Origin of the sequence: Solibacillus sp. FSL W7-1324, assembly GCF_038008025.1 — a bacterium.
Classification (GTDB): domain Bacteria; phylum Bacillota; class Bacilli; order Bacillales_A; family Planococcaceae; genus Solibacillus.
The window spans coordinates 1-23792 of record NZ_JBBOYH010000001.1 but is presented as its reverse complement, the minus strand read 5'-3'; the positions used below and the strand labels follow the sequence as shown (position 1 = coordinate 23792).

Here is a 23792-nt window from a genome sequence, read left to right as displayed (position 1 = left end):
TTGAAATTGTTCATTCAACACACTTTTTTAATTTATATGAAATTATTTTACAGTAATGACTTCTAGGCCACCCATGTATGGTCGTAACACTTCTGGAATAACAACAGAACCGTCTTCTTGTTGGTAGTTTTCCAGAATTGCTGCTACTGTACGGCCAATTGCCAGACCTGAACCGTTTAGCGTGTGAACGAATTCCGGTTTTGCTCCTGCTTCACGACGGAAACGGATATTGGCACGACGCGCTTGGAAATCTTCGAAGTTTGAACAAGAAGAAATTTCGCGGTACATGTTTTGAGCAGGAATCCATACTTCTAAATCGTACTTTTTCGCAGCTGTGAAACCTAAATCTGCTGTACACATTTTTAATTTGCGGTACGGTAAACCTAATAGTTGTAATACCTTTTCAGCATGACCAGTTAAAAGTTCAAGTTGCTCATAAGATTCTTCCGGTTTAACAAAGCGCACTAATTCTACTTTGTTGAACTGGTGCTGACGGATCAGTCCACGTGTATCACGACCTGCAGATCCTGCTTCTGAACGGAAGTTAGCGCTGAATGCAGAGAAAGCCTGCGGAAGCATATCTGCTGATAAAATTTCATCACGGTAGTAGTTTGTTACCGGAACTTCAGCAGTTGGAATCAGGTAATAATCCATTTCATCTTCTTCACGAACTAATTTAAATACATCTTCTTCAAACTTCGGTAATTGGCCTGTACCTGTCAGTGAATCGCGGTTAACGATTTGCGGTGGCAGCATTTCTGTATAGCCATGCTGATCTGAATGAAGGTCCATCATGAAGTTCAGTAAAGCACGCTCTAAACGTGCACCTAAACCTTTATAGAATAAGAAACGGCTTCCCGTAACTTTAGCTCCGCGCTCAAAATCCACAATATCTAAATCTTTTGCGATATCCCAGTGTGCTTTCGTTTCAAAATCAAACGCCGGTACATCGCCCCAAGTGTATTCTTCCACATTGTCATCTTCTTCTGTGCCAACAGGTACTGATTCGTGCGGGATATTCGGCAAACGCATCATCATATTTTTGAATTCTTCTTCAATTGCGTTTAACTCAGCATCCAATGCTTTAATTTCATCGCCTACTTCACGCATACGTGCAATTACTTCTGTTGCATCTTCTTTGTTGCGCTTCATAACAGAAATTTGTTCAGATACTTTATTGCGCTCTGCTTTCAGTACTTCTGTTTTAGCGATTAATTCACGACGCTTTGTATCTAAGTTTTCAAAGTTATCGAGATTCCCTAAATCCTCATTACGTGTAAGAAGCATACGTTTTACTTCTTCAAAATTGTCGCGGACGCGTTTAATATCTAACATAGTTTTTTCCTCCTAGAATTTATGAAATGATGATCTTGAGCACTTTAACGCGTTAATGTATTAGCGGAATAAATACAAAAAAGCCCTCAATCCCTATGAAAGGGACGAGAGCTACCCGCGTTGCCACCCTAATTGAATAGAAAAATCTATTCCTCTTAACAATTAACGACTTTGGTAAGCCGGCTTCCACCTACTATTATTTCGGAAAAAGCATCTCAAGGACGGATTCACAAGTGTTTTTATCAGCTCCCACCGACCGCTGACTCTCTAAAAAAAACGTGCTTGCTACTACTTCCTATCATCGAATTCATTTATAAATTTAACCATACTGTACTATAAAACCATATACATTTGCAAGTTCCTATGAAAACGTTCACTAATTTTCTACATCATGCTATACTTTTCTGACACTATCAACATTAGTTAAAAGTGAAATTTCAATAAGGTTACATAAGGAGGAAGTAAAGTGCTTTTCTTTCAGCTTCATAAGGACCATACAATTCCACTATATGAACAACTGTATATCGGCATAAAAAATGCAATTACCAACAACCAGCTCGCTGTTGGTGTACGTCTCCCTTCCAAAAGAGAACTTGCAGATTTTTTCAATATAAGTCAAACTACCGTCGAACTTGCATATTCACAGCTGTTGGCGGAAGGCTATATTATGTCAAAACCGCGTGTCGGTTATTTTGTTGAAGAGATCGATTCATTACCTTACCGCCAAAGTGAAACAGCAAACAATGAAATAAAAAAAACAGCGAAAACTACGGAATATAAAATTGATTTCTCTTCTGCAAAAATTGATGAGGAAGCTTTTCCTTTTACAATATGGAGAAAATACGCAAAAGACGTGCTCGATAGGCCGTTCAAACATTTACTTCAGACAGGAGAACGCCAAGGTGAACTTGCATTACGTATTGAAATTGCAAACTATTTACACCAATCACGTGGCATCGAATGCCAGCCAGAGCAAATCGTCATTGGATCCGGTACTGAGCAGTTACTGCCCATGATTTTAAAAATTTTAGATGCTGATTCTAAGCTTGCCTTTGAAAATCCAGGCTATTCACCTATTCCCCGTCATCAATTAGGGCAACTCGCCATTCCGATTTCTGTTGATACAGATGGTATTGTAGTGGAGGAATTACAGAAATCAAATGCAAATGTCGTTTACATTACACCTTCACATCAATTCCCGACAGGTGCGGTTCTTTCAGCCAACCGTCGCACACAATTATTAAATTGGGCTGCTAAAACACCGGACCGCTTTATAATCGAAGATGATTACGACAGCGAATTTCGCTATATTGGAAAGCCCATACCCGCACTCAGAGGGCTTGATGCCAATGACCGGGTCATTTATTTAAGTACTTTTACGAAATCTCTGATGCCATCCTTGCGTGTTGCCTTTTTCGTCTTGCCGCCAACACTTGTTCAGCGCTATCAGGAACATTTTAATTACTATTCTTCTACTGTTCCTCGTTTTGAACAGCATATTTTAGCGAATTTTATGAAGGACGGACACTTTGCCAAACATTTAAATCGGATGCGTAAAATTTACCGTAAAAAACATGATAAATGTATTGAAGTCTTTTCAAATCATTACTCTCAAATAACAATATCCGGAGACGCTGCCGGTACGAACATCCTTGTTGCATTCCGTCATGAGAAATCTGAACGGGAACTGCAACAGATTGCACGTGAACACGGGATTCATATTTTACCGTTGTCAAATTATTATTTAACAGAGCAGCATTATTCCAAAAGGACATTTTTATTAGGGTTTGGTAATTTACAGCTTGCAGATATTGAGCCGAACATTCATCAGTTAATGGACATTTGGGGAATTTCTAAAAGTTAAAGAGACGTTCCATATAGGAACATCTCTTTATGTTGAAATAATATTAATCCGGTATTGTTCAACCCAATCATGCAATTGTATAAAGTATGCAATGAGTTGCGGTCCTGCCATTAACTGGCCAAACCAAGGTATATGAAATGATTGACCGTTTGTAGCTAATAATCGTTCTAACTGCTCCTTCTCGAATAATTCATGAAGAACGGAGTGTTTCTGCCGTAAAATTTGCTCCAGCCGGTTGTGGACGAGTTCTGTATATTTAGGATGGTACGTTTTCGGATACGGGTTTTTCTTACGTTCCACAACTTCCTTCGGTAAAAGGTCCTGAAACGCTTTTCGTAAAATCCCCTTTTCCATGCCGCCGCTGTTTTTCATTTCCCAAGGAATATTCCATACGTATTCGATTATTGTATGATCGGCAAACGGTACACGAACTTCCATACTTGCACCCATTGTCATCCGGTCATTTCTTTCCAATAATGTCTGCATAAAGAACTGGTTATTTAAATAAAACAGCTGCTGGCGTTCCTGCTCTTCTTTAGTCCCTATAAATGACGGCATCCCCTTTACCGCCTCTTCATAGGTGCTTTGCATAAACTGCGGTAACTGCAGACGTTTTTGCCAATCTGATTTAAATAACTGTTCACGTTCCTTTGTAGAACGAAGCCATGGGAAAATCGTTTCTCTTTTCCCTTCATAAAACCATGGATAACCGCCAAAAACTTCGTCAGCACATTCACCCGACAGCGCTACAGTATGTTCTTTTTTCATTTCTTTGCAGAATAAATAAAATGAGCTATCAATATCGGCCATACTCGGCATGTCTTTTAAGCGCATTGCCTGTTCTAAAGCATCTACTAACTCTTGTTGGGTCAGCGTCACTTGGCGGTGCTTTGTCTGAAATGCCTGTTGCATTTTCCCGATCCAGTATTCATCCTGTGACGTCTGAAATGAGTTTTTCGTGAAGTGATAGTCATTTTCCTCAAATGCTACAGAATAAGTCGACAATGTTTTCTGCTCTTTTGCTAGATGTTGTGCTGCAACCGCCGTAATGATACTTGAATCGAGTCCACCTGAAAGCATTGTGCTTAGCGGTACATCACTTATTAACTGACGAATAATTGCATTTGTTACGAGCTCCCGGACATTTTCAATTGTTTCTGCCTCTGAATGCTCATGTTGTTTACTTTCGATATCCCAGTAATGCCAGCTTTTTCTGAAACCGCTCCGCACCATCATTGCGTATGCGGGCTTAACTTCCTTAATTCCTTTAAATATGGCATGCCCCACAATACGTGATGGACCAAGACTGAATAAAGCAGCAAGTCCTTCTGCATCCACTTCCGCCTTTACAGCAGGATGTGCCAGTATCCCTTTTATTTCTGAGCTGAACAATAGCCCATCCGGAAGCTCATAATAAAACAATGGCTTTACCCCTAGCCGGTCTCGACATAGAAATAAAGACTGCTCCTGCTCGTTCCATACCGCAAAAGCAAAGATCCCATTTAAGTACTCCATACAGCGCTCTTTCCATTCAACATATGCCATTAAAATAACTTCTGTATCGGATGTCGTATAAAAGGAATGCCCTAAATTTTTAAGCTGTTCACGCAACTCGTTTGCATTGTAAACTTCGCCATTATATACGATGGTCAAATCGCCGCGAGTCATCGGCTGATTACCTGTCACTAAATCAATGATTGCAAGCCGTTTATGGCCGAGTAAAGCATGTTTGCTTATAAAGTACCCTTCACTATCCGGACCTCGATGTAAAAGCGTCCTCGTCATTTTTTTTATCATTGCTTCTTCATTTACTAAGTGAGTCGAATAGTCAATCCAACCAGATATTCCACACATAATTAATCCCTCCATGTATCAATGTATGTTTTGCATGGTTTATCGACAAATTGTCCCATTCGAAAAAATGATTTTAGACGAAAAAAAAGCTTTTCTACAAGTAATTACTTATAGAAAAGCCCATTCATTATTTAATTAAGTTACCTGCAAATCCAAATACACCATTCCATAAATTACCGAAAAAGCTTCCGATACCTTGGAACATCAATGAGATTTTACCTGCACGTTCTACCGCTTCTGTCGTTACGACATCTGCTGTAATAGGATTACCGTCAATATAGCCGAAATCCACACCTTCTTTAGGTGCAAGTACAGCCTGGCCTACTACTTGGTCTTTCTCAATTCCTGCTTCAAGTTCTTTCTTGTCCAATGTCAATGTCGGAACGTATGAATCTTTTTCGCTCGTCTTAACCATTACAGAAACCGGCTCTTTTACACCGATTTTGACAGAGTCCTCTTTCCCTTTAATGACAGGGATTGATTTTTGATCTTCAAATACATAATTACCTGGAAGAAGTTCTACCTTTGAAAATTGACCAAATCCATAATCGAATAACTTCGCTGTCGCATCAAAACGTGCTTTATAAGAGCCAACACCTTTTGAATCCACTGCTTTCATTACTACCGCGATTAAACGTGTATCACCGCGTTTAGCTGTACCTGTAAACGTATGACCGGCAAAATCAGTTGTTCCTGTTTTTAAGCCGTCTACGCCTTCATATTCATAAACAAGACCTGGTAGCATGAAGTTCCAGTTGGACATGCTAATTGCATCCGAAGTTCCTTCACGGAATACTTTCTTCGGAATTTTTGCTGTTTCTAACATGTCAGGATGATCTTTTAATAAGTTGTACGCCAATTTCGCTACAGAACGAGCTGGCATTACGTTTTCATCCTTTTCTCCTGTACCTTCTGGATGCATGCCTTGTAAATCGGCATTATTCAAACCTGTTGCATTTACAAATTTGTAATTTTCCAAGCCAAGTTCTTCTGCTTTTTTATCCATCAATTTCAGGAATTCTTTTTCTGTACCTGCAATTGTTTCAGCAATTGCAATTGTAGCAGCATTTGCAGAATAGATTGCCATTGCTTCATACAACTCTCTAATCGAATACGTACCATCAGCACGTAACGGAACATTACTCAATAAACGGTTTTGGGAAACTTTATATGTATACTCTGATACATTATATTGCTGATCCCATGAAATTGAGCCTTCTTCTATTGCATCAAGTAATAGATACTCTGTCATCATTTTTGTCATACTTGCAATACCTAAAGCTGTCTCTGCGTTTTGCTCATATAAAATTTTTCCTGTGTCTGCATCAATTAAAATTGCTGCATCTACCGTTAATCCCAAATCCGTTGCTGCGTTCGTCTTAGCAGGTTTCATCGCCAGCATGCTAAGTATTAAAATCGGGATTAAGACAATGCTTAATACCGTTTGCTTTCTTACCTTCTTCACAAAGCTACCTCCAATTTTTATTCTTGTCTAACGTCATTTTATCATACATAAGTAGTTGTATGTGACCTTCTGTTAATAAAAAAACGTTACTATCTTCAATTTGACGATAGTAACGTTTGAAAGTTTCCTAGTAATTATTGTAAAGAGTAGTTTGGTGATTCCTTCGTGATTTGTACATCATGTGGATGTGATTCACGTAAGCCTGCACCCGACATTTTAATGAACTGTGAATTTTCACGTAAATGTTCTAAATCCGGTGCACCGCAGTAACCCATTCCGGCACGTACACCACCAACTAATTGGTGAATTGTATCTGCTAAAGGTCCTTTGTATGGTAAACGTCCTTCAATTCCTTCTGGTACAAGCTTTTTCGCATCTTCTTGGAAGTAACGGTCTTTAGAACCTTTTTCCATTGCACCTAGTGAACCCATTCCGCGGTACACTTTAAAGCGACGTCCTTGGAAAATTTCCGTTTCACCTGGAGATTCAGATGTTCCTGCTAATAATGAACCTAGCATTACAGTATGTCCACCTGCAGCTAATGCTTTTACGATATCGCCTGAATACTTGATACCGCCATCCGCAATAATTGTTTTACCTAATTCACGGGCAACTGATGCTGCATCGTATACAGCTGTAATTTGGGGTACACCAACACCTGCAACAACACGAGTTGTACAAATTGAACCAGGTCCGATTCCTACTTTTACAACATCGGCACCAGCTTCAAATAATGCACGTGTCCCTTCAGCTGTTGCAACATTCCCTGCAATAATATCCAAGTCCGGGTAAGCTGCACGAATGTCTTTAATTGTATTTAAAACGCCTTGAGAATGACCATGTGCTGTATCAATTACAACGATGTCCACTTGCGCTTCGACTAGCTTGGCAATACGCATCATTGTATCTTTAGAAACACCAACTGCTGCTCCTACAACTAAACGGCCATGGCTGTCTTTTGCTGCATTCGGGAATTCGATTACTTTTTCGATATCTTTGATTGTGATTAAGCCAGTTAATTTTCCTGCTTCATCAACAATCGGTAATTTTTCAATTTTATACTGTTGAAGAATTTTTTCAGCATCTTCTAAAGTTGTCCCAACAGGAGCAATGATTAAATCTTCTTTTGTCATTACCTCATCAATTTTTAATGAGTAATCTGAAATGAAGCGTAAATCACGGTTAGTAATAATACCAACTAACTTCTGATCTTCCATGTTATTTACAATAGGGACACCTGAAATGCGGTATTTGCCCATTAAATGCTCTGCATCGAAAACTTGATGTTCTGGTGTAAGGAAGAAAGGATTTGTAATAACGCCATTTTCAGAGCGTTTTACTTTTTCAACTTCTTCTGCTTGTTCATCAATACTCATATTTTTATGAATAATACCAATTCCACCTTGTCGAGCCATAGCAATTGCCATTTTCGATTCGGTTACAGTATCCATACCTGCAGAGATTAACGGAATGTTTAACTTAATGTTGTCAGTTAGATTTACAGATAAATTAACATCTTTCGGTAACACTTCAGAGTGACCTGGCACTAATAGTACATCATCAAATGTTAAACCTTCTTTAGCAAATTTTGTTTCCCACATTGTTAAGAATGCCTCCTATTTAGAAAAGAATATTATTGTAAGGTTAACTCCGAGGGACATCACTGTCAAGATTCTTTAAAAAGTAAAATAATTCGGAATATTATATTATTAATGTTTTTCTTCTTAAAGAAAGAAAAAAAGTATTTTATAACAAAAAACCCACTGATTTCTCAGTGGGTTTTTACATGTGCGAAGCGACGTCCTACTCTCACAGGGGGAAGCCCCCAACTACCATCGGCGCTAAAGAGCTTAACTTCCGTGTTCGGTATGGGAACGGGTGTGACCTCTTTGCCATCATCACTTCACTATTACGGTTTCCAATACACGGCGCTATCCTTCGTCAACTTCCTTCGTTCTTTCAGTCACGTACTTGAGTACGCTCCTTCAATCACTCAGTCGTTTCCTCGACTAGCTTGTGTCTTGAAACCCTTGAAAAGAATTTTCATTCTTTCAAAACTGGATAAACGTTTCATTGAGTTGTGCAATAAAATGTGGTTAAGTCCTCGACCGATTAGTATTCGTCAGCTGCATGCGTCACCGCACTTCCACCTCGAACCTATCTACCTGATCGTCTTTCAGGGGTCTTACTTACTTGCGTAATGGGAAATCTCATCTTGAGGGGGGCTTCATGCTTAGATGCTTTCAGCACTTATCCCGTCCATACATAGCTACCCAGCGATGCCTTTGGCAAGACAACTGGTACACCAGCGGTATGTCCATCCCGGTCCTCTCGTACTAAGGACAGCTCCTCTCAAATTTCCTACGCCCACGACGGATAGGGACCGAACTGTCTCACGACGTTCTGAACCCAGCTCGCGTACCGCTTTAATGGGCGAACAGCCCAACCCTTGGGACCGACTACAGCCCCAGGATGCGATGAGCCGACATCGAGGTGCCAAACCTCCCCGTCGATGTGGACTCTTGGGGGAGATAAGCCTGTTATCCCCGGGGTAGCTTTTATCCGTTGAGCGATGGCCCTTCCATGCGGAACCACCGGATCACTAAGCCCGTCTTTCGACCCTGCTCGACTTGTAGGTCTCGCAGTCAAGCTCCCTTATGCCTTTACACTCTACGAATGATTTCCAACCATTCTGAGGGAACCTTTGGGCGCCTCCGTTACTCTTTAGGAGGCGACCGCCCCAGTCAAACTGTCCGCCTGACACTGTCTCCTACCCCGCTAAGGGGCATGGGTTAGAAGTTCAATACAACCAGGGTAGTATCCCACCGACGCCTCCTTCGAAGCTGGCGCTCCGAGATCTCTGGCTCCTACCTATCCTGTACAAGTTGTACCAAAATTCAATATCAGGCTACAGTAAAGCTCCACGGGGTCTTTCCGTCCTGTCGCGGGTAACCTGCATCTTCACAGGTACTATAATTTCACCGAGTCTCTCGTTGAGACAGTGCCCAGATCGTTACGCCTTTCGTGCGGGTCGGAACTTACCCGACAAGGAATTTCGCTACCTTAGGACCGTTATAGTTACGGCCGCCGTTTACTGGGGCTTCAATTCACAGCTTCGCTTGCGCTAACCGCTCCTCTTAACCTTCCAGCACCGGGCAGGCGTCAGCCCCTATACGTCACCTTACGGTTTTGCAGAGACCTGTGTTTTTGCTAAACAGTCGCCTGGGCCTATTCACTGCGGCTTCTCTAGGCTATGCACCCAAAGAAGCACCCCTTCTCCCGAAGTTACGGGGTCATTTTGCCGAGTTCCTTAACGAGAGTTCTCTCGCACACCTTAGGATTCTCTCCTCGACTACCTGTGTCGGTTTGCGGTACGGGCACCTCTCACCTCGATAGAGGCTTTTCTTGGCAGTGTGAAATCAGGAACTTCGCTCATACGAGCTCGTCATCACAGCTCAACGTTAAAGTATGCGGATTTGCCTACATACACGCCTTACTGCTTGAACACGCGCAACCAACGGCGTGCTTACCCTATCCTACTGCGTCCCCCCATTTCTCAAACGGTGAGGAGGTGGTACAGGAATATCAACCTGTTGTCCATCGCCTACGCCTATCGGCCTCGGCTTAGGTCCCGACTAACCCTGAGCGGACGAGCCTTCCTCAGGAAACCTTAGTCATACGGTGCATGGGATTCTCACCCATGTTTCGCTACTCATACCGGCATTCTCACTTCTAACCGCTCCACCAGTCCTTCCGGTCTGACTTCAACGCTGTTAGAACGCTCTCCTACCACGCATACTCAAAGTATGCATCCACAGCTTCGGTGAATCGTTTAGCCCCGATACATTTTCGGCGCAGCGTCACTCGACCAGTGAGCTATTACGCACTCTTTAAATGATGGCTGCTTCTAAGCCAACATCCTGGTTGTCTAAGCAACGCCACATCCTTTTCCACTTAACGATTACTTGGGGACCTTAGCTGGTGGTCTGGGCTGTTTCCCTCTTGACTACGGATCTTATCACTCGCAGTCTGACTCCCGTGTATAAATATCCGGCATTCGGAGTTTGTCTGAATTCGGTAAAGCGAGATGCCCCCCTAGTCCAAACAGTGCTCTACCTCCGGTATTCTCAATCACGAGGCTAGCCCTAAAGCTATTTCGGAGAGAACCAGCTATCTCCAGGTTCGATTGGAATTTCTCCGCTACCCACACCTCATCCCCGCACTTTTCAACGTGCGTGGGTTCGGGCCTCCAGTGAGTGTTACCTCACCTTCACCCTGGACATGGGTAGATCACCTGGTTTCGGGTCTACGACCACGTACTAATTCGCCCTATTCAGACTCGCTTTCGCTGCGGCTCCGTCTTCTCAACTTAACCTCGCACGTAATCGTAACTCGCCGGTTCATTCTACAAAAGGCACGCTATCACCCATTAACGGGCTCTAACTACTTGTAGGCACACGGTTTCAGGATCTATTTCACTCCCCTTCCGGGGTGCTTTTCACCTTTCCCTCACGGTACTGGTTCACTATCGGTCACTAGGTAGTATTTAGCCTTGGGAGATGGTCCTCCCGGATTCCGACGGAATTTCACGTGTTCCGCCGTACTCAGGATCCACTCTGGAGGGAATGAACTTTTGACTACAGGGCTTTTACCTCGTTTCGCGGACCTTTCCAAGTCGCTTCGTCTAGTTCATTCTTTTGTAACTCCGTATAGAGTGTCCTACAACCCCAAAGAGCAAGCTCTTTGGTTTGGGCTCTTCCCGTTTCGCTCGCCGCTACTCAGGGAATCGAATTTTCTTTCTGTTCCTGCAGGTACTTAGATGTTTCAGTTCTCTGCGTCTGTCTTCGACACGCTATGAATTCACGTGAAGATACTATCCGATTAAAGATAGTGGGTTCCCCCATTCGGAAATCCCCGGATCAAAGCTTACTTACAGCTCCCCGAGGCATATCGGTGTTAGTGCCGTCCTTCATCGACTCCTAGTGCCAAGGCATCCACCGTGCGCCCTTATTAACTTAACCAAAAGTTAACACTTGGAACGAGTCCAAGATTTAAGTTTACACGTCAATTGCTTGACTTGTTTAAAAATCTATAAAATAGAAATTTGATTTATTGCTTTCAATGTCGTTTTATCCAGTTTTCAAAGAACAAATGTTTTGAAGTATTTCATTCATTTAAGAATGAACCTTCAAAACTGAACAGCAACCGTTAATGTTTCATTCCCCAAGGGAATGATTCCGAAAAATCCTTAGAAAGGAGGTGATCCAGCCGCACCTTCCGATACGGCTACCTTGTTACGACTTCACCCCAATCATCTATCCCACCTTCGGCGGCTGGCTCCAAAAGGTTACCTCACCGACTTCGGGTGTTACAAACTCTCGTGGTGTGACGGGCGGTGTGTACAAGGCCCGGGAACGTATTCACCGCGGCATGCTGATCCGCGATTACTAGCGATTCCGGCTTCATGTAGGCGAGTTGCAGCCTACAATCCGAACTGAGAACGGTTTTATCGGATTAGCTCCCCCTCGCGGGTTGGCAACCGTTTGTACCGTCCATTGTAGCACGTGTGTAGCCCAGGTCATAAGGGGCATGATGATTTGACGTCATCCCCACCTTCCTCCGGTTTATCACCGGCAGTCTCCTTAGAGTGCCCAACTGAATGATGGCAACTAAGAATAAGGGTTGCGCTCGTTGCGGGACTTAACCCAACATCTCACGACACGAGCTGACGACAACCATGCACCACCTGTCACCGTTGCCCCCGAAGGGGAAACTATGTCTCCATAGTGGTCACCGGGATGTCAAGACCTGGTAAGGTTCTTCGCGTTGCTTCGAATTAAACCACATGCTCCACCGCTTGTGCGGGCCCCCGTCAATTCCTTTGAGTTTCAGTCTTGCGACCGTACTCCCCAGGCGGAGTGCTTAATGCGTTAGCTGCAGCACTGAGGGGCGGAAACCCCCCAACACTTAGCACTCATCGTTTACGGCGTGGACTACCAGGGTATCTAATCCTGTTTGCTCCCCACGCTTTCGCGCCTCAGTGTCAGTTACAGACCAGACAGTCGCCTTCGCCACTGGTGTTCCTCCAAATCTCTACGCATTTCACCGCTACACTTGGAATTCCACTATCCTCTTCTGCACTCAAGTTCCCCAGTTTCCAATGACCCTCCCCGGTTGAGCCGGGGGCTTTCACATCAGACTTAAGGAACCACCTGCGCGCGCTTTACGCCCAATAATTCCGGACAACGCTTGCCACCTACGTATTACCGCGGCTGCTGGCACGTAGTTAGCCGTGGCTTTCTAACAAGGTACCGTCAAGGTAGCGCCAGTTACTACGCTACTTGTTCTTCCCTTGCAACAGAGTTTTACGAACCGAAATCCTTCTTCACTCACGCGGCGTTGCTCCATCAGACTTTCGTCCATTGTGGAAGATTCCCTACTGCTGCCTCCCGTAGGAGTCTGGGCCGTGTCTCAGTCCCAGTGTGGCCGATCACCCTCTCAGGTCGGCTACGCATCGTTGCCTTGGTGAGCCGTTACCTCACCAACTAGCTAATGCGCCGCGGGTCCATCTTATAGTGACAGCAAGACCGTCTTTCAACTTTAAAACATGTGTTAAAAAGTATTATTCGGTATTAGCCCCGGTTTCCCGGAGTTATCCCAATCTATAAGGTAGGTTACCCACGTGTTACTCACCCGTCCGCCGCTAAAATTTTAAAGGTGCAAGCACCAATAAAATTTCCGCTCGACTTGCATGTATTAGGCACGCCGCCAGCGTTCGTCCTGAGCCAGGATCAAACTCTCCATAAAAGTAGTTTGAAAGCTCATTTGCTTTGCTAGCGATCCAACTTCGTTAGAAGTTGAAATCTATTGTTTGCTTCATTTAAGAAGCTTGTTTCATTAACGTTGCTTGTTCAGTTTTCAAGGTTCATTGTGTTGTCTCGGTGACAACTTTTATATCTTATCATTATTCAATGTTGTTTGTCAACACTTTTAATGAAAAGTTTTTTGTTGTCGAAGCATTTTGCTTTCATGCGACAACTTTTATTATTCTACAGCATCCTTAAACTTAAGTCAACATTTATTTGAAATTTGTTTTTCATAAGATGTTATCTTGTAAGGACTTTTAATATAATAACATTTGTATTTCTAATCGTCAACAATTTCTTCGACTTTTTTCTATTTCAATTTACACCTATTTAATCATGCAAAACTAATATAAAAAAAGAGGGTATTTCTTCTAATAAGAAAAGACCCCCTTAGCGATTAATTCATTCAATTTTTATCCTTGAGTAATGACACGTGAAATATAAAAGCTTCTATTAGAAGAAAGATCTACAATTTCTCCTGTACGCGTTAATTTAACAAGTGGACGTGTTGGTGAATATTTATTGATGAACATTACTTCACCCAGTTCTAGATTGGATAACTCAATTTTTGTTCCTATTGGTAAATCGACGATAATATCCATTAAAGCTTGAACAACTTTAATATCGAATTTTCCAAACTCCTCTTCCTTAATCATCTCGATTACTTTAAAAGGAGACTGCATGGAACGATACATCCTTTCACTCGTCATCGCATGGAATACATCTGCTACCGCAATGATTTGAGCAAAGATCGAAATAGATCCGCTTCGATCACCTTTTGGATAGCCACTGCCATCCAGCCGTTCATGGTGCTGATACACAGCTACTTTCATAATATCCTTTATAGCTGTTACGTTTTTAATGAGTAAGTAACTATAGTAGGGATGTTTTCGTACTTCCCCAAATTCGGCTTCTGTTAAAGCGCTTTTCTTATCCCGAATACGTGAAGGAATTCTGGACATTCCACTATCTGCTAACATTCCGGCGATGGCCAGCTGAATTGTGTCCCCACGCTCGTATCCCATTTTCTTTGCAATGACTGCAGCTATTAAACCTGTAGCAATACTATGGTGGTATAAATAGTCCTTTGCATTCGAATAACTGTTCAGATCAAATATATAAGTTCGGTTCTCTAAAGCCCTATCCATTAACGGAATTATGATATTTCTTACTTTTGTCAGGTCCACTCTTCCGCCGGCTTCCCAATTTGAAAATTCCTTTTTCAATTGCGCGATTCCATCAAGATAGGATTTTTCAAAACTTGTGGATTGCTGTATTGGTAAATCTATAGGAATAGGGTTATCTAACTTTTCTTCAATTATCTCTGGTTCTTCAACTTCGATTTCATTATGTACTAATACCGTTTTTAAATTAAATAGTTCAAATACGCGTAAATGCTCTGGCTTTACTTTTGTATTTTTATAGATAATCGGATATTGTGTATTGGCAAAAATATCTTCAGCAATTACTTTACCTAATCGCAATTCCTCAACTCTTATCAATATTGCTTCCAATTTCACAACCCCTTAAGCTCGTTATCGGTTATAAAGTAAGGATAAATTCACATTCATTGAATTACTCTTTCTAAATAACTACTAATTTTTTCATATTAACGTTAATTATAACGAATGGAAAATAAATTACAACCAAAAAAAGTAATCTAGATAGTCTAAACTAACTAGATTACTTTTCAAATTACTCTTCTATAGCTGAATTTGACTCTTCTTCAGTTTCAGAATCCATTTCTTCTTCATCCGGAGCGTCATCTTCTTTTTTCACACGTGCAACAGTTGCTACATGTTCGCCTTCAGCAAGTCTGATTAAACGAACACCTTGTGTGCTACGGCCAATAACAGAAATATCATTTACGTCCATACGGATTAACATACCATTAATCGTAATCAGCATAATGTCCTCTGATCCATCCACAGCCTTTACCGCGCACATCTTACCGTTCTTATCAGTAATCTGCATCGTTTTCAGACCTAAACCGCCTCGGCTTTGCAAACGGTATTCGGATTCAGGTGTACGTTTACCGTAACCATTTTCTGTGACAACTAAAATTTCCTGACCTGGTTCAAGAATTTCCATTCCTACTACAAAGTCACCTTCACGAAGTTTAATACCGCGTACCCCGGCAGCTGAACGACCCATCGAACGGATATCGTCCTCTTTAAATCGTACTAACATACCATCGCTTGTACCGATAATAATTTCCTTTGTGCCATCTGTTAAGTGGACCGAAATTAAATCATCGTCTTCACGCAATGTAATGGCGATTAAACCATTCGTACGGATATTCGCAAACTGATCAACAGGTGTACGTTTCGTTACCCCTGTTTTTGTAGTAAAGATAAAGTAAGCATCTTCTTTGAATTCTGTTACGCGAATCATTGCCGTAACATGCTCACCTTTATCGATATTAAGCAAGTTTACAATCGGCAGTCCCTTCGCTTGGCGACCGAACTCCGGAATTTCATATCCTTTTGCACGGAATACTTTCCCTTTTGAAGTGAAGAAAAGAATTGTATCGTGTGTAGAAGTGAATAATAAATGTTCTACGAAATCATCTTCGTTCGTTCCCATACCTTGTACACCACGGCCGCCACGTTTTTGCGAGCGATATGTGTTCGCTGCCAAACGTTTAATATAACCGTTATGTGTTAATGTAAGTACCGAGTTTTCACGAGGAATTAAATCTTCGTCTTCGATCATTTCTAAGCCGCCAGCTGTAATTTCTGTACGGCGGTCATCACTGTAGCGCTCTTTAATATCCGTCATTTCTGTGCGGATAATTTCAATCACTTTCGCTTCGTCCGCTAAAATCGCTTTTAATTCATCGATTAACTTTAGAAGTTCCTGGTACTCAGCCTCAATTTTTTCGCGTTCCAATCCGCTTAAACGTACAAGACGCATATCTAAAATCGCTTGCGCCTGGCGTTCAGATAAATTAAAGCGCTCCATTAATTGTGGTCTTGCTTCTTCACCGCTGCGAGAAGCACGGATAATCGAAATAATTTCATCAATATGATCAAGCGCAATACGTAAACCTTCTAAAATATGTGCACGTTCTTCTGCTTTTCGAAGCTCGAATGCAGTACGACGTTTAATAACTACTTTCTGGTGTTCTAAGTAATGATAAAGCACTTCTTTTAGACTTAATACTTTTGGCTGTCCATCGACTAATGCAAGCATATTTACACCAAAGCTTGACTGCATCGCTGTTTGTTTAAACAAATTGTTCAGTACGACATTTGCATTTGCATCACGGCGTACTTCAATAACGATACGCATACCATTACGGTCAGATTCATCACGTAAATTAGTAATGCCATCAATTTTTTTATCGCGTACTAACTCGGCAATTTTTTCAATTAGCTTTGCTTTGTTAACTTGGTACGGTAATTCGTGCACTAAAATTGTCTCTTTACCGTTTGAAGCTTGTTCAATTTCCACTTTAGCACGAATTGTCAGTGAGCCACGACCCGATTCATAGGCACGGCGAATACCACTGCGTCCTAAAATAATTCCCCCTGTTGGGAAATCCGGACCTGGAATAATTTCCATTAGCTCTTCTGTCGTAATGCCTGGATTATCTGCTACTGCTAATACACCATCAATTGTTTCTCCAAGATGATGTGGCGGAATATTTGTAGCCATACCTACTGCAATACCAGAAGCACCATTCACCAATAGATTCGGATAGCGTGCCGGCAATACTAAAGGTTCGTTTTCACTGCCATCATAGTTTGGTCCATAATCAATTGTATCTTTGTTAATATCGCGCAGCATTTCCATCGCGATTTTTGACATACGTGATTCTGTATAACGCATTGCTGCAGCACCGTCGCCATCAACTGAACCAAAGTTACCATGGCCGTCCACTAGCATATAACGATAGCTGAAATCCTGCGCCATACGCACCATTGCATCATAAATCGATGAGTCACCGTGAGGGTGGTATTTACCCATTACGTCCCCAACGATACGGGCACTCTTTTTATATGGTTTATCTGAAGTATTTCCTAGCTCCTGCATACCATACAAAATACGGCGATGTACTGGTTTAAGTCCATCACGCACATCCGGTAAGGCACGCGAAACGATAACGCTCATCGCATAGCTTAGGAAAGATGATTTAATTTCTGTTGTAATATTTCTAGATTCAATATGTCCATGCTGAATGTCAGACAAAATGAGGACCTCCTTCCAATTGCACTAACTAATCAATTATGTCCAAGCATAATTGCATCCCTCTGCGGGTGTTTAAAACCCGCAGAAGGATGTTAAATATCCAAGTCTTGCACGTATACTGCATTTTCTTCGATAAAATCACGACGAGGTGCAACTTCATCACCCATTAAGTGATCGAAAATTTTATCCGCTTCAATTGCATCATCCAATTCTACTCGAATTAAAGTACGGTGCTCTGGATCCATTGTTGTATCCCATAATTGTGTTGCATTCATTTCCCCTAAACCTTTATAACGCTGTACATTAGGCTTCGGTAATTTTGGAAGACGGTTTAAAATATCTTCTAATTCCTGATCTGAGTAGCAGTATTCAACATGTTTCCCTTGTTTTACCTGATATAGAGGCGGCTTTGCTGCATATACATAACCTGCTTCGATTAATGGACGCATGAAACGGAAGAAGAATGTCAGCAATAGTACACGAATATGTGCACCATCGACATCGGCATCCGTCATAATGACGATTTTGTGATAACGTGCTTTTTCTAAATTAAACTCTTCCCCAATACCAGTACCGAATGCTGTAATCATTGCACGGATTTCGGCATTCGATAAAATACGGTCCAAGCGTGCTTTTTCAACGTTAAGAATTTTTCCGCGCAGTGGCAAGATCGCCTGGAAATGACGGTCACGGCCTGATTTAGCAGATCCGCCGGCAGAGTCACCCTCTACGATATAAATCTCAGATTCAGCAGGGTTTGTCGAAGAACAGTCTGCTAATTTACCTGGTAAACTTGAAACTTCAAGTGCAGATTTACGACGTGTAAATTCACGAGCCTTTTTCGCTGCTACACGTGCACGTGCCGCCATTGTACCTTTTTCGATAACTTGGCGTGCAACCGATGGATTTTCAAGCAGGAAACGTTCAAATCCGTCTGAGAATAAAGCATTTGTAATCTGACTTACTTCAGAGTTTCCAAGTTTAGTTTTTGTTTGACCCTCAAATTGAGGTTCTGGATGTTTTATTGATACGATTGCCGTTAAACCTTCACGAACATCTTCACCAGTAAGATTGGCATCCGATTCTTTAATCAGGTTTGCTTTGCGGGCATAGTCGTTGATCACACGTGTTAAGGCAGTTTTAAAGCCTGATTCGTGCGTACCACCCTCATACGTATTGATGTTGTTGGCAAAAGACATAATATTGGAACTGAAGCCTGCATTATACTGCATCGCAATTTCAACCGTAATGCCTTCTTTTTCTCCCAACACATCAATCGGTACATGGATAGGTTCTTTATTTTCGTTTATATGCTCAACATATTCACGAATACCACCTTCGAAGTGGAATGTTTCAGAACGTTCTTGTCCTATACGTTCATCAGCGATTGTAAGGCTGATGCCACGATTTAAGTAAGCCAATTCACGGATACGTGTCGCTAAAATATCGTATTCATAAACTGTTGTTTCTTTGAAAATCTCGCCATCCGCTTTAAATCGTGTTGTTGTACCTGTATGGTCTGTTTCACCAACCACTGTTAACTTTTGAACCGTTTGGCCGCGTTCAAAAATGATTTCATGGATTTTACCATCGCGGTGTACTTGAACAATTGTCTGACTCGATAGTGCGTTTACTACAGAGGCACCAACACCGTGAAGACCGCCTGATACTTTGTAGCCTCCACCGCCGAATTTACCGCCTGCATGAAGTACTGTCATAATTACTTCAACAGCAGGCATACCCATTTTTTCCTGAATATCTACGGGAATACCACGACCGTTATCTTCTACGCGAATCCAATTGTCTTGTTCAATTGTCACTGTGATTCCTGTACAATAACCTGCTAAAGCCTCATCAATACTATTATCAACAATCTCCCAAACTAAATGGTGCAATCCTTTTGAACTTGTTGAACCAATATACATACCAGGACGTTTTCGAACAGCCTCTAATCCTTCTAATACCTGTATCTGATCCGCATCATAAGATTGCTGGACTTTATTATCTTCTAAAGCCACTATTGTTCACCTACTCTTTCATAACTATCAGTATGCTTCTTTTTTACGTATTTCAATGCACTATGGTTGTTCAATTGTTCCCTGTGTTACTTGGAACAATTTTGCGTGCTGTATTGTGTCATGGTGAATTCCTTCTACACTCGTTGTTGTAACGAATGTCTGGACTTCACCTTGAATTGTATTTAATAAATGTGATTGGCGATAATCGTCCAATTCAGATAAAACATCATCCAATAAAAGAATCGGCGTTTCTTTCGTTTCCTGTTTGATAAGTTCGATTTCGGCAAGTTTCAAAGATAATGCCGTTGTTCGCTGCTGGCCTTGTGAGCCGTAAACTTGAACATCGTAATCATTGACAAAAAACTGAAGGTCGTCCCGATGAGGGCCTATAAGTGTTACGCCTCTTTCAATTTCACGCTGCTTCACTTCTTCTAGTTTCTTCGTTAAGTAATCCGCCATTTCTTCGGCAGTCCAGCTTGCTTCCATCCCTGTTACAGGACGGTATTTTATAACAAGCTTTTCTAATCCGCGCGAAATACCGAAGTGAATCGGCTCAGCCCAATCTTGTAAAAGCTCGATAAACTGAAATCTTTTACGGATAATTTGAATTGCCGCCTGCACATATTGTTCTGTATAAATTTCAAACATCACATCGGATGCGAGTGATTGTTTTCCCGCATTCTTTTTTAGTAAATGATTACGTTGTTTCAAAATCTTTTGGAATGTTAGTAAATCATGTAAGTAAACAGGGGAAATTTGCCCGATTTCCATATCGATGAATCTTCGGCGAATTTGGGGGCTGCCCTTTACGATATTCAAATCTTCTGGTGCAAACATTACTACATTCATCTGTCCGATATAATTGCTTAGTTTCGTCTGTTCAAGATGATTGATTTTGCCCTTTTTGCCTTTTTTTGAAATCGTTAATTCGATAGGAACGCCACCGTAACGCTTATTTACCACACCTTCTATTTTACCATAATCCGCATCCCAACGTATTAATTCTTTATCGTTCGCGGTACGATGAGATTTGGCCATCGCTAGTACATAGATTGATTCCATTACATTTGTTTTTCCTTGAGCATTTTCCCCAATAAAAACATTAATTTTATCTGAAAAATCCAGTGTTAACGATTCGTAGTTACGATAATCTGTTAGCTGCAAGCGCTCGATGTTCATGAATTAATTTTCTCCGTTTTCAATAAATGCATCGACAATTTTATAGCGTCCTACTCCTGGAATATTAATCACATCTCCATGACGCAGTTTTTTCCCGCGGCGATCTTCGACTTCTCCATTTACATACACTTCATGTTCACTTAAAAACCACTTTGCCATACCGCCAGAGCTAATTGCATCTGTCATTTTCAGCGCTTGACCAAGCGTTATATATTCTGTATCAATTACTAATTCATTCAACGTAATTCATCCTCCACTTAAATAAAGTCTTATCATTCTATCATACCTAAAAATTGTCCATAAGTAAAAAAGGAACGGTCTCAATAACAAGTTAAGACCGTTCCTTTTAAAAAATTTATTGAATTTTAGTAAGTACGTACCGGTAAAATCAGCTGCAGTATTGCATCATCCGCTACTGATCGTAAGATGAACGGGCGCATTGCACCTGTAAATTCGATTACTACATCTTGTCCATCAATCGCTTTTAGGGCTTCCATCATATATTTCGCACTAAATGAAATCTTTAATGTTTCGCCTTCCAGACTTTCCACTTGGATCTGCTCTTCAACTTTACCAATCTCAGGTGAATTTGATGAAATTTCGACTGTTTGATTTTCCAATGTTTCAAAACGAACAACATTATTGCGGTCTTCACGTGCTAAAAGCGAAGCACGGTCAATTGCCTGCAATAAAGATTTGCCGTTAATCGTAATCATTGTTTTAAACTCTTCCGGAATTAGACGTGATGTATCCGGATAATTGCCTTCTAATAGACGAGAGAAGAACAGGACATCATCTGTTTTAAACAATACATGCTGGTTTGTCAGTACGATTTGAACAGGATTATTTGTGTCCTCTAAAATTTTGTTCAATTCATTTAAGCTTTTACCTGGAATTACTACTGAAGTAATATCATTTGGTAAATTTTCAAGATTCACTTTACGACGCGCTAAACGATGACTATCCGTTGCAACGCATATTAATGCATCGCCTTCTACTTTCCAGTTTACACCTGTCAACACCGGACGGCTTTCCGATGTCGCTACAGCAAAGACAGTTTCTCTAATAACTGATTTTAGTAAATCTGTTGGAATCGTAAATTGGCGGTCTGCAGCAATTTCAGGTAGCTGTGGATATTCTGTTGCATCTGAGCCAATAAGGTGGAACTCAGACTTACCTGAACGAATAATCGTTGCATATCCGTTTGTAATTTCGATTTCTACTTCATTAGTAGGCAATTTACGGATAATTTCATTGTACATACGAGCTTGCAGCACAATAGAACCTGTTTGTGTAATATCCATAATCTGTTCGCCATTTTCTTCTACAGGAATGAATGTCTGGATTGTAATGTCTGCATCACTACCAGTTAACGTCATACCTTCGTTTGTAACATCAATTTTAATCCCCGTTAAAATAGGGATCGTTGTTTTTGAACTTACAGCTTTCATTACATCGTTCAAACCTGCTAAAAGACGATCACGCAAAATAGTAAATTTCATTAGTTTACCTCTCTTATATGATTAATTATTTATTTAAAGATATTAATAGATATAGTAATAGGGCCTGTGAATTTGTGGATAACCCCTATTTTACACATATGGGGCGCACTATCCACATGTTGATAAGTTGTGTATAGACTTGTGCGGAAAGGAGAAAGTTATACACAGAGTTTATTTACCTAACATACTACGAATTTGTTTAATATCCTGCTGAAGCTGCTGATCTGTTTTAAGTAAAGAAGAGATCTTTTCATGGGCATGGATTACCGTAGTATGATCACGACCCCCAAATTCTTCGCCAATTTTCGGCAAAGAAAAGTCGGTCAATTCACGAGATAAGTACATTGCAACTTGTCTTGGGAAAGCAATGGATTTTGTACGGCGTTTTGCCGAAAAGTCTTCCAGTCGAATATTAAAATGCTCTCCGGTTGCTGTTTGAATATCCAAAATGGAAATCATGCGCGGTTTTGAGTTTGGCATAATATCTTTTAGAGCTTCGGCAGCAAGTTCAGGCGAAACATCCATATTTACCAAAGATGAATAGGCGACAACGCGGATCAGCGCCCCTTCAAGTTCACGAATATTCGTATCAACCTGATTGGCAATATAAAGCATGACTTCATTTGGAATATCGAGCCCATCTGCTTTTGCTTTTTTACGTAAAATCGCAATACGCGTTTCTAAATCAGGCGGTGCAATATCAGTAATCAGTCCCCATTCAAAGCGCGAACGCAAACGATCCTCTAAAGTTGGTATTTCCTTTGGAGGACGGTCACTTGAGATGACAATCTGCTTTGATTCTTCATGTAGTGTATTGAATGTATGGAAGAATTCCTCTTGTGTCGATTCCTTACCAGCCAAAAATTGAATATCATCTATTAGCAGTACATCAACATTTCGGTATTTATTTCGAAAATCGATTGTCTTATTATCACGAATTGAGTTAATGAACTCATTTGTGAACTTTTCAGATGATAAATAAACGACATTTGCTGTCGGATTGTGTTCTTTTACGTAATGTCCAATTGCGTGCATTAAGTGAGTTTTGCCTAATCCTACCCCCCCGTAAATAAAGAACGGGTTGTAAGCTTTTGCAGGTGCTTCCGCTACAGCTAAGCTCGCTGCATGGGCAAAACGGTTACCGGAACCAATAACGAATGTATCAAATGTGTACTTTGGATTGAGCATACCTGGGGTAATGTCATGGTGTTCACTTGATTTTGCTTGAGTAATTGGGGGCGGTAATTCAAAGTCATCAGCGGCCTGATCTTTCTGGACCACGAAATTAATGACTAAATCCTCTCCTGTTAACTCGTTTAGTATTCCTGTAATCATATGGATGTAGTATTGTTCAAGCCAATCGCGGGCAAAAGAGTTAGGCGCGGAAATCGTCACTTTTGTGCCACTATGTGCAAGAAGTTTTGTTGATTTCAGCCAAGTATCAAAGCTCGGTTTCGAGATTTTCTGTTCAGCTTGGGCAAGGACGGCATTCCATAGGTTTTCTAAATGTTCCAA

12 protein-coding genes, 3 rRNA genes and 1 other annotated feature are annotated in these 23792 nt (G+C 41.3%); of the genes, 1 reads left to right on the top strand and 14 read right to left on the bottom strand.

The annotated features are described in order from the left end of the window. Positions 1–42: 42 nt before the first annotated feature. A complete protein-coding gene (serS, locus tag MKY71_RS00075) occupies positions 43–1335 on the bottom strand; it encodes a serine--tRNA ligase (protein WP_340731199.1) in 1293 nt (430 codons plus the stop codon). A gap of 97 nt (positions 1336–1432) precedes the next feature. After that, positions 1433–1646 (bottom strand) — a binding site (T-box leader). Between the two features lie 155 nt (positions 1647–1801). Here serS and pdxR point away from each other — a divergent pair. Next, entirely contained in the window at positions 1802–3199 is a 1398-nt protein-coding gene (pdxR, locus tag MKY71_RS00070; RefSeq protein WP_340731198.1) for a MocR-like pyridoxine biosynthesis transcription factor PdxR, read from the top strand. Between the two features lie 27 nt (positions 3200–3226). Here pdxR and asnB read toward each other — a convergent pair whose 3' ends face one another. The 13 genes from asnB to dnaA all read right to left on the bottom strand — a co-directional run bounded on the left by asnB (position 3227) and on the right by dnaA (position 23792). Further along, positions 3227–5053 (bottom strand): asparagine synthase (glutamine-hydrolyzing), encoded by a 1827-nt coding sequence (gene asnB, locus MKY71_RS00065; protein WP_340731197.1) that lies wholly within the window; start codon positions 5051–5053, stop codon positions 3227–3229. Between the two features lie 127 nt (positions 5054–5180). Further along, positions 5181–6518: a D-alanyl-D-alanine carboxypeptidase family protein gene (locus tag MKY71_RS00060; RefSeq protein WP_340731196.1), complete on the bottom strand. Its 1338-nt coding sequence runs from the start codon at positions 6516–6518 to the stop codon at positions 5181–5183. 134 nt (positions 6519–6652) lie between these two features. Continuing rightward, the gene (gene guaB / locus MKY71_RS00055) at positions 6653–8119 is read right to left on the bottom strand and encodes an IMP dehydrogenase (RefSeq protein WP_340731194.1); all 1467 of its coding nucleotides are present in this window, start codon (positions 8117–8119) and stop codon (positions 6653–6655) included. 189 nt (positions 8120–8308) lie between these two features. Then, positions 8309–8424 (bottom strand): 5S ribosomal RNA (rrf, locus tag MKY71_RS00050). A 186-nt stretch (positions 8425–8610) separates the two neighbouring features. Beyond that, positions 8611–11539 (bottom strand): 23S ribosomal RNA (locus tag MKY71_RS00045). 231 nt (positions 11540–11770) lie between these two features. Then, positions 11771–13325: ribosomal RNA gene (locus tag MKY71_RS00040) — 16S ribosomal RNA — on the bottom strand. The 16S, 23S and 5S rRNA genes sit together here, the layout of an rRNA operon. 472 nt (positions 13326–13797) lie before the next feature. Further along, a complete protein-coding gene (locus MKY71_RS00035) occupies positions 13798–14904 on the bottom strand; it encodes an HD-GYP domain-containing protein (RefSeq protein ID WP_445683725.1) in 1107 nt (368 codons plus the stop codon). Positions 14905–15079: 175 nt separating this feature from the next. Continuing rightward, entirely contained in the window at positions 15080–17578 is a 2499-nt protein-coding gene (gene gyrA / locus MKY71_RS00030) for a DNA gyrase subunit A (protein WP_340731192.1), read from the bottom strand. Between the two features lie 92 nt (positions 17579–17670). After that, on the bottom strand, positions 17671–19596 hold the full coding sequence (gene gyrB, locus MKY71_RS00025; protein ID WP_339196737.1) for a DNA topoisomerase (ATP-hydrolyzing) subunit B: 1926 nt from the start codon (positions 19594–19596) through the stop codon (positions 17671–17673). 60 nt (positions 19597–19656) lie between these two features. Continuing rightward, entirely contained in the window at positions 19657–20775 is a 1119-nt protein-coding gene (recF, locus tag MKY71_RS00020; RefSeq protein WP_339196734.1) for a DNA replication/repair protein RecF, read from the bottom strand. A 3-nt stretch (positions 20776–20778) separates the two neighbouring features. Beyond that, entirely contained in the window at positions 20779–21015 is a 237-nt protein-coding gene (yaaA, locus tag MKY71_RS00015; RefSeq protein ID WP_339174585.1) for a S4 domain-containing protein YaaA, read from the bottom strand. Between the two features lie 125 nt (positions 21016–21140). Beyond that, positions 21141–22277: a DNA polymerase III subunit beta gene (gene dnaN / locus MKY71_RS00010; RefSeq protein WP_079523597.1), complete on the bottom strand. Its 1137-nt coding sequence runs from the start codon at positions 22275–22277 to the stop codon at positions 21141–21143. A gap of 171 nt (positions 22278–22448) precedes the next feature. Next, a complete protein-coding gene (dnaA, locus tag MKY71_RS00005) occupies positions 22449–23792 on the bottom strand; it encodes a chromosomal replication initiator protein DnaA (RefSeq protein ID WP_079523596.1) in 1344 nt (447 codons plus the stop codon).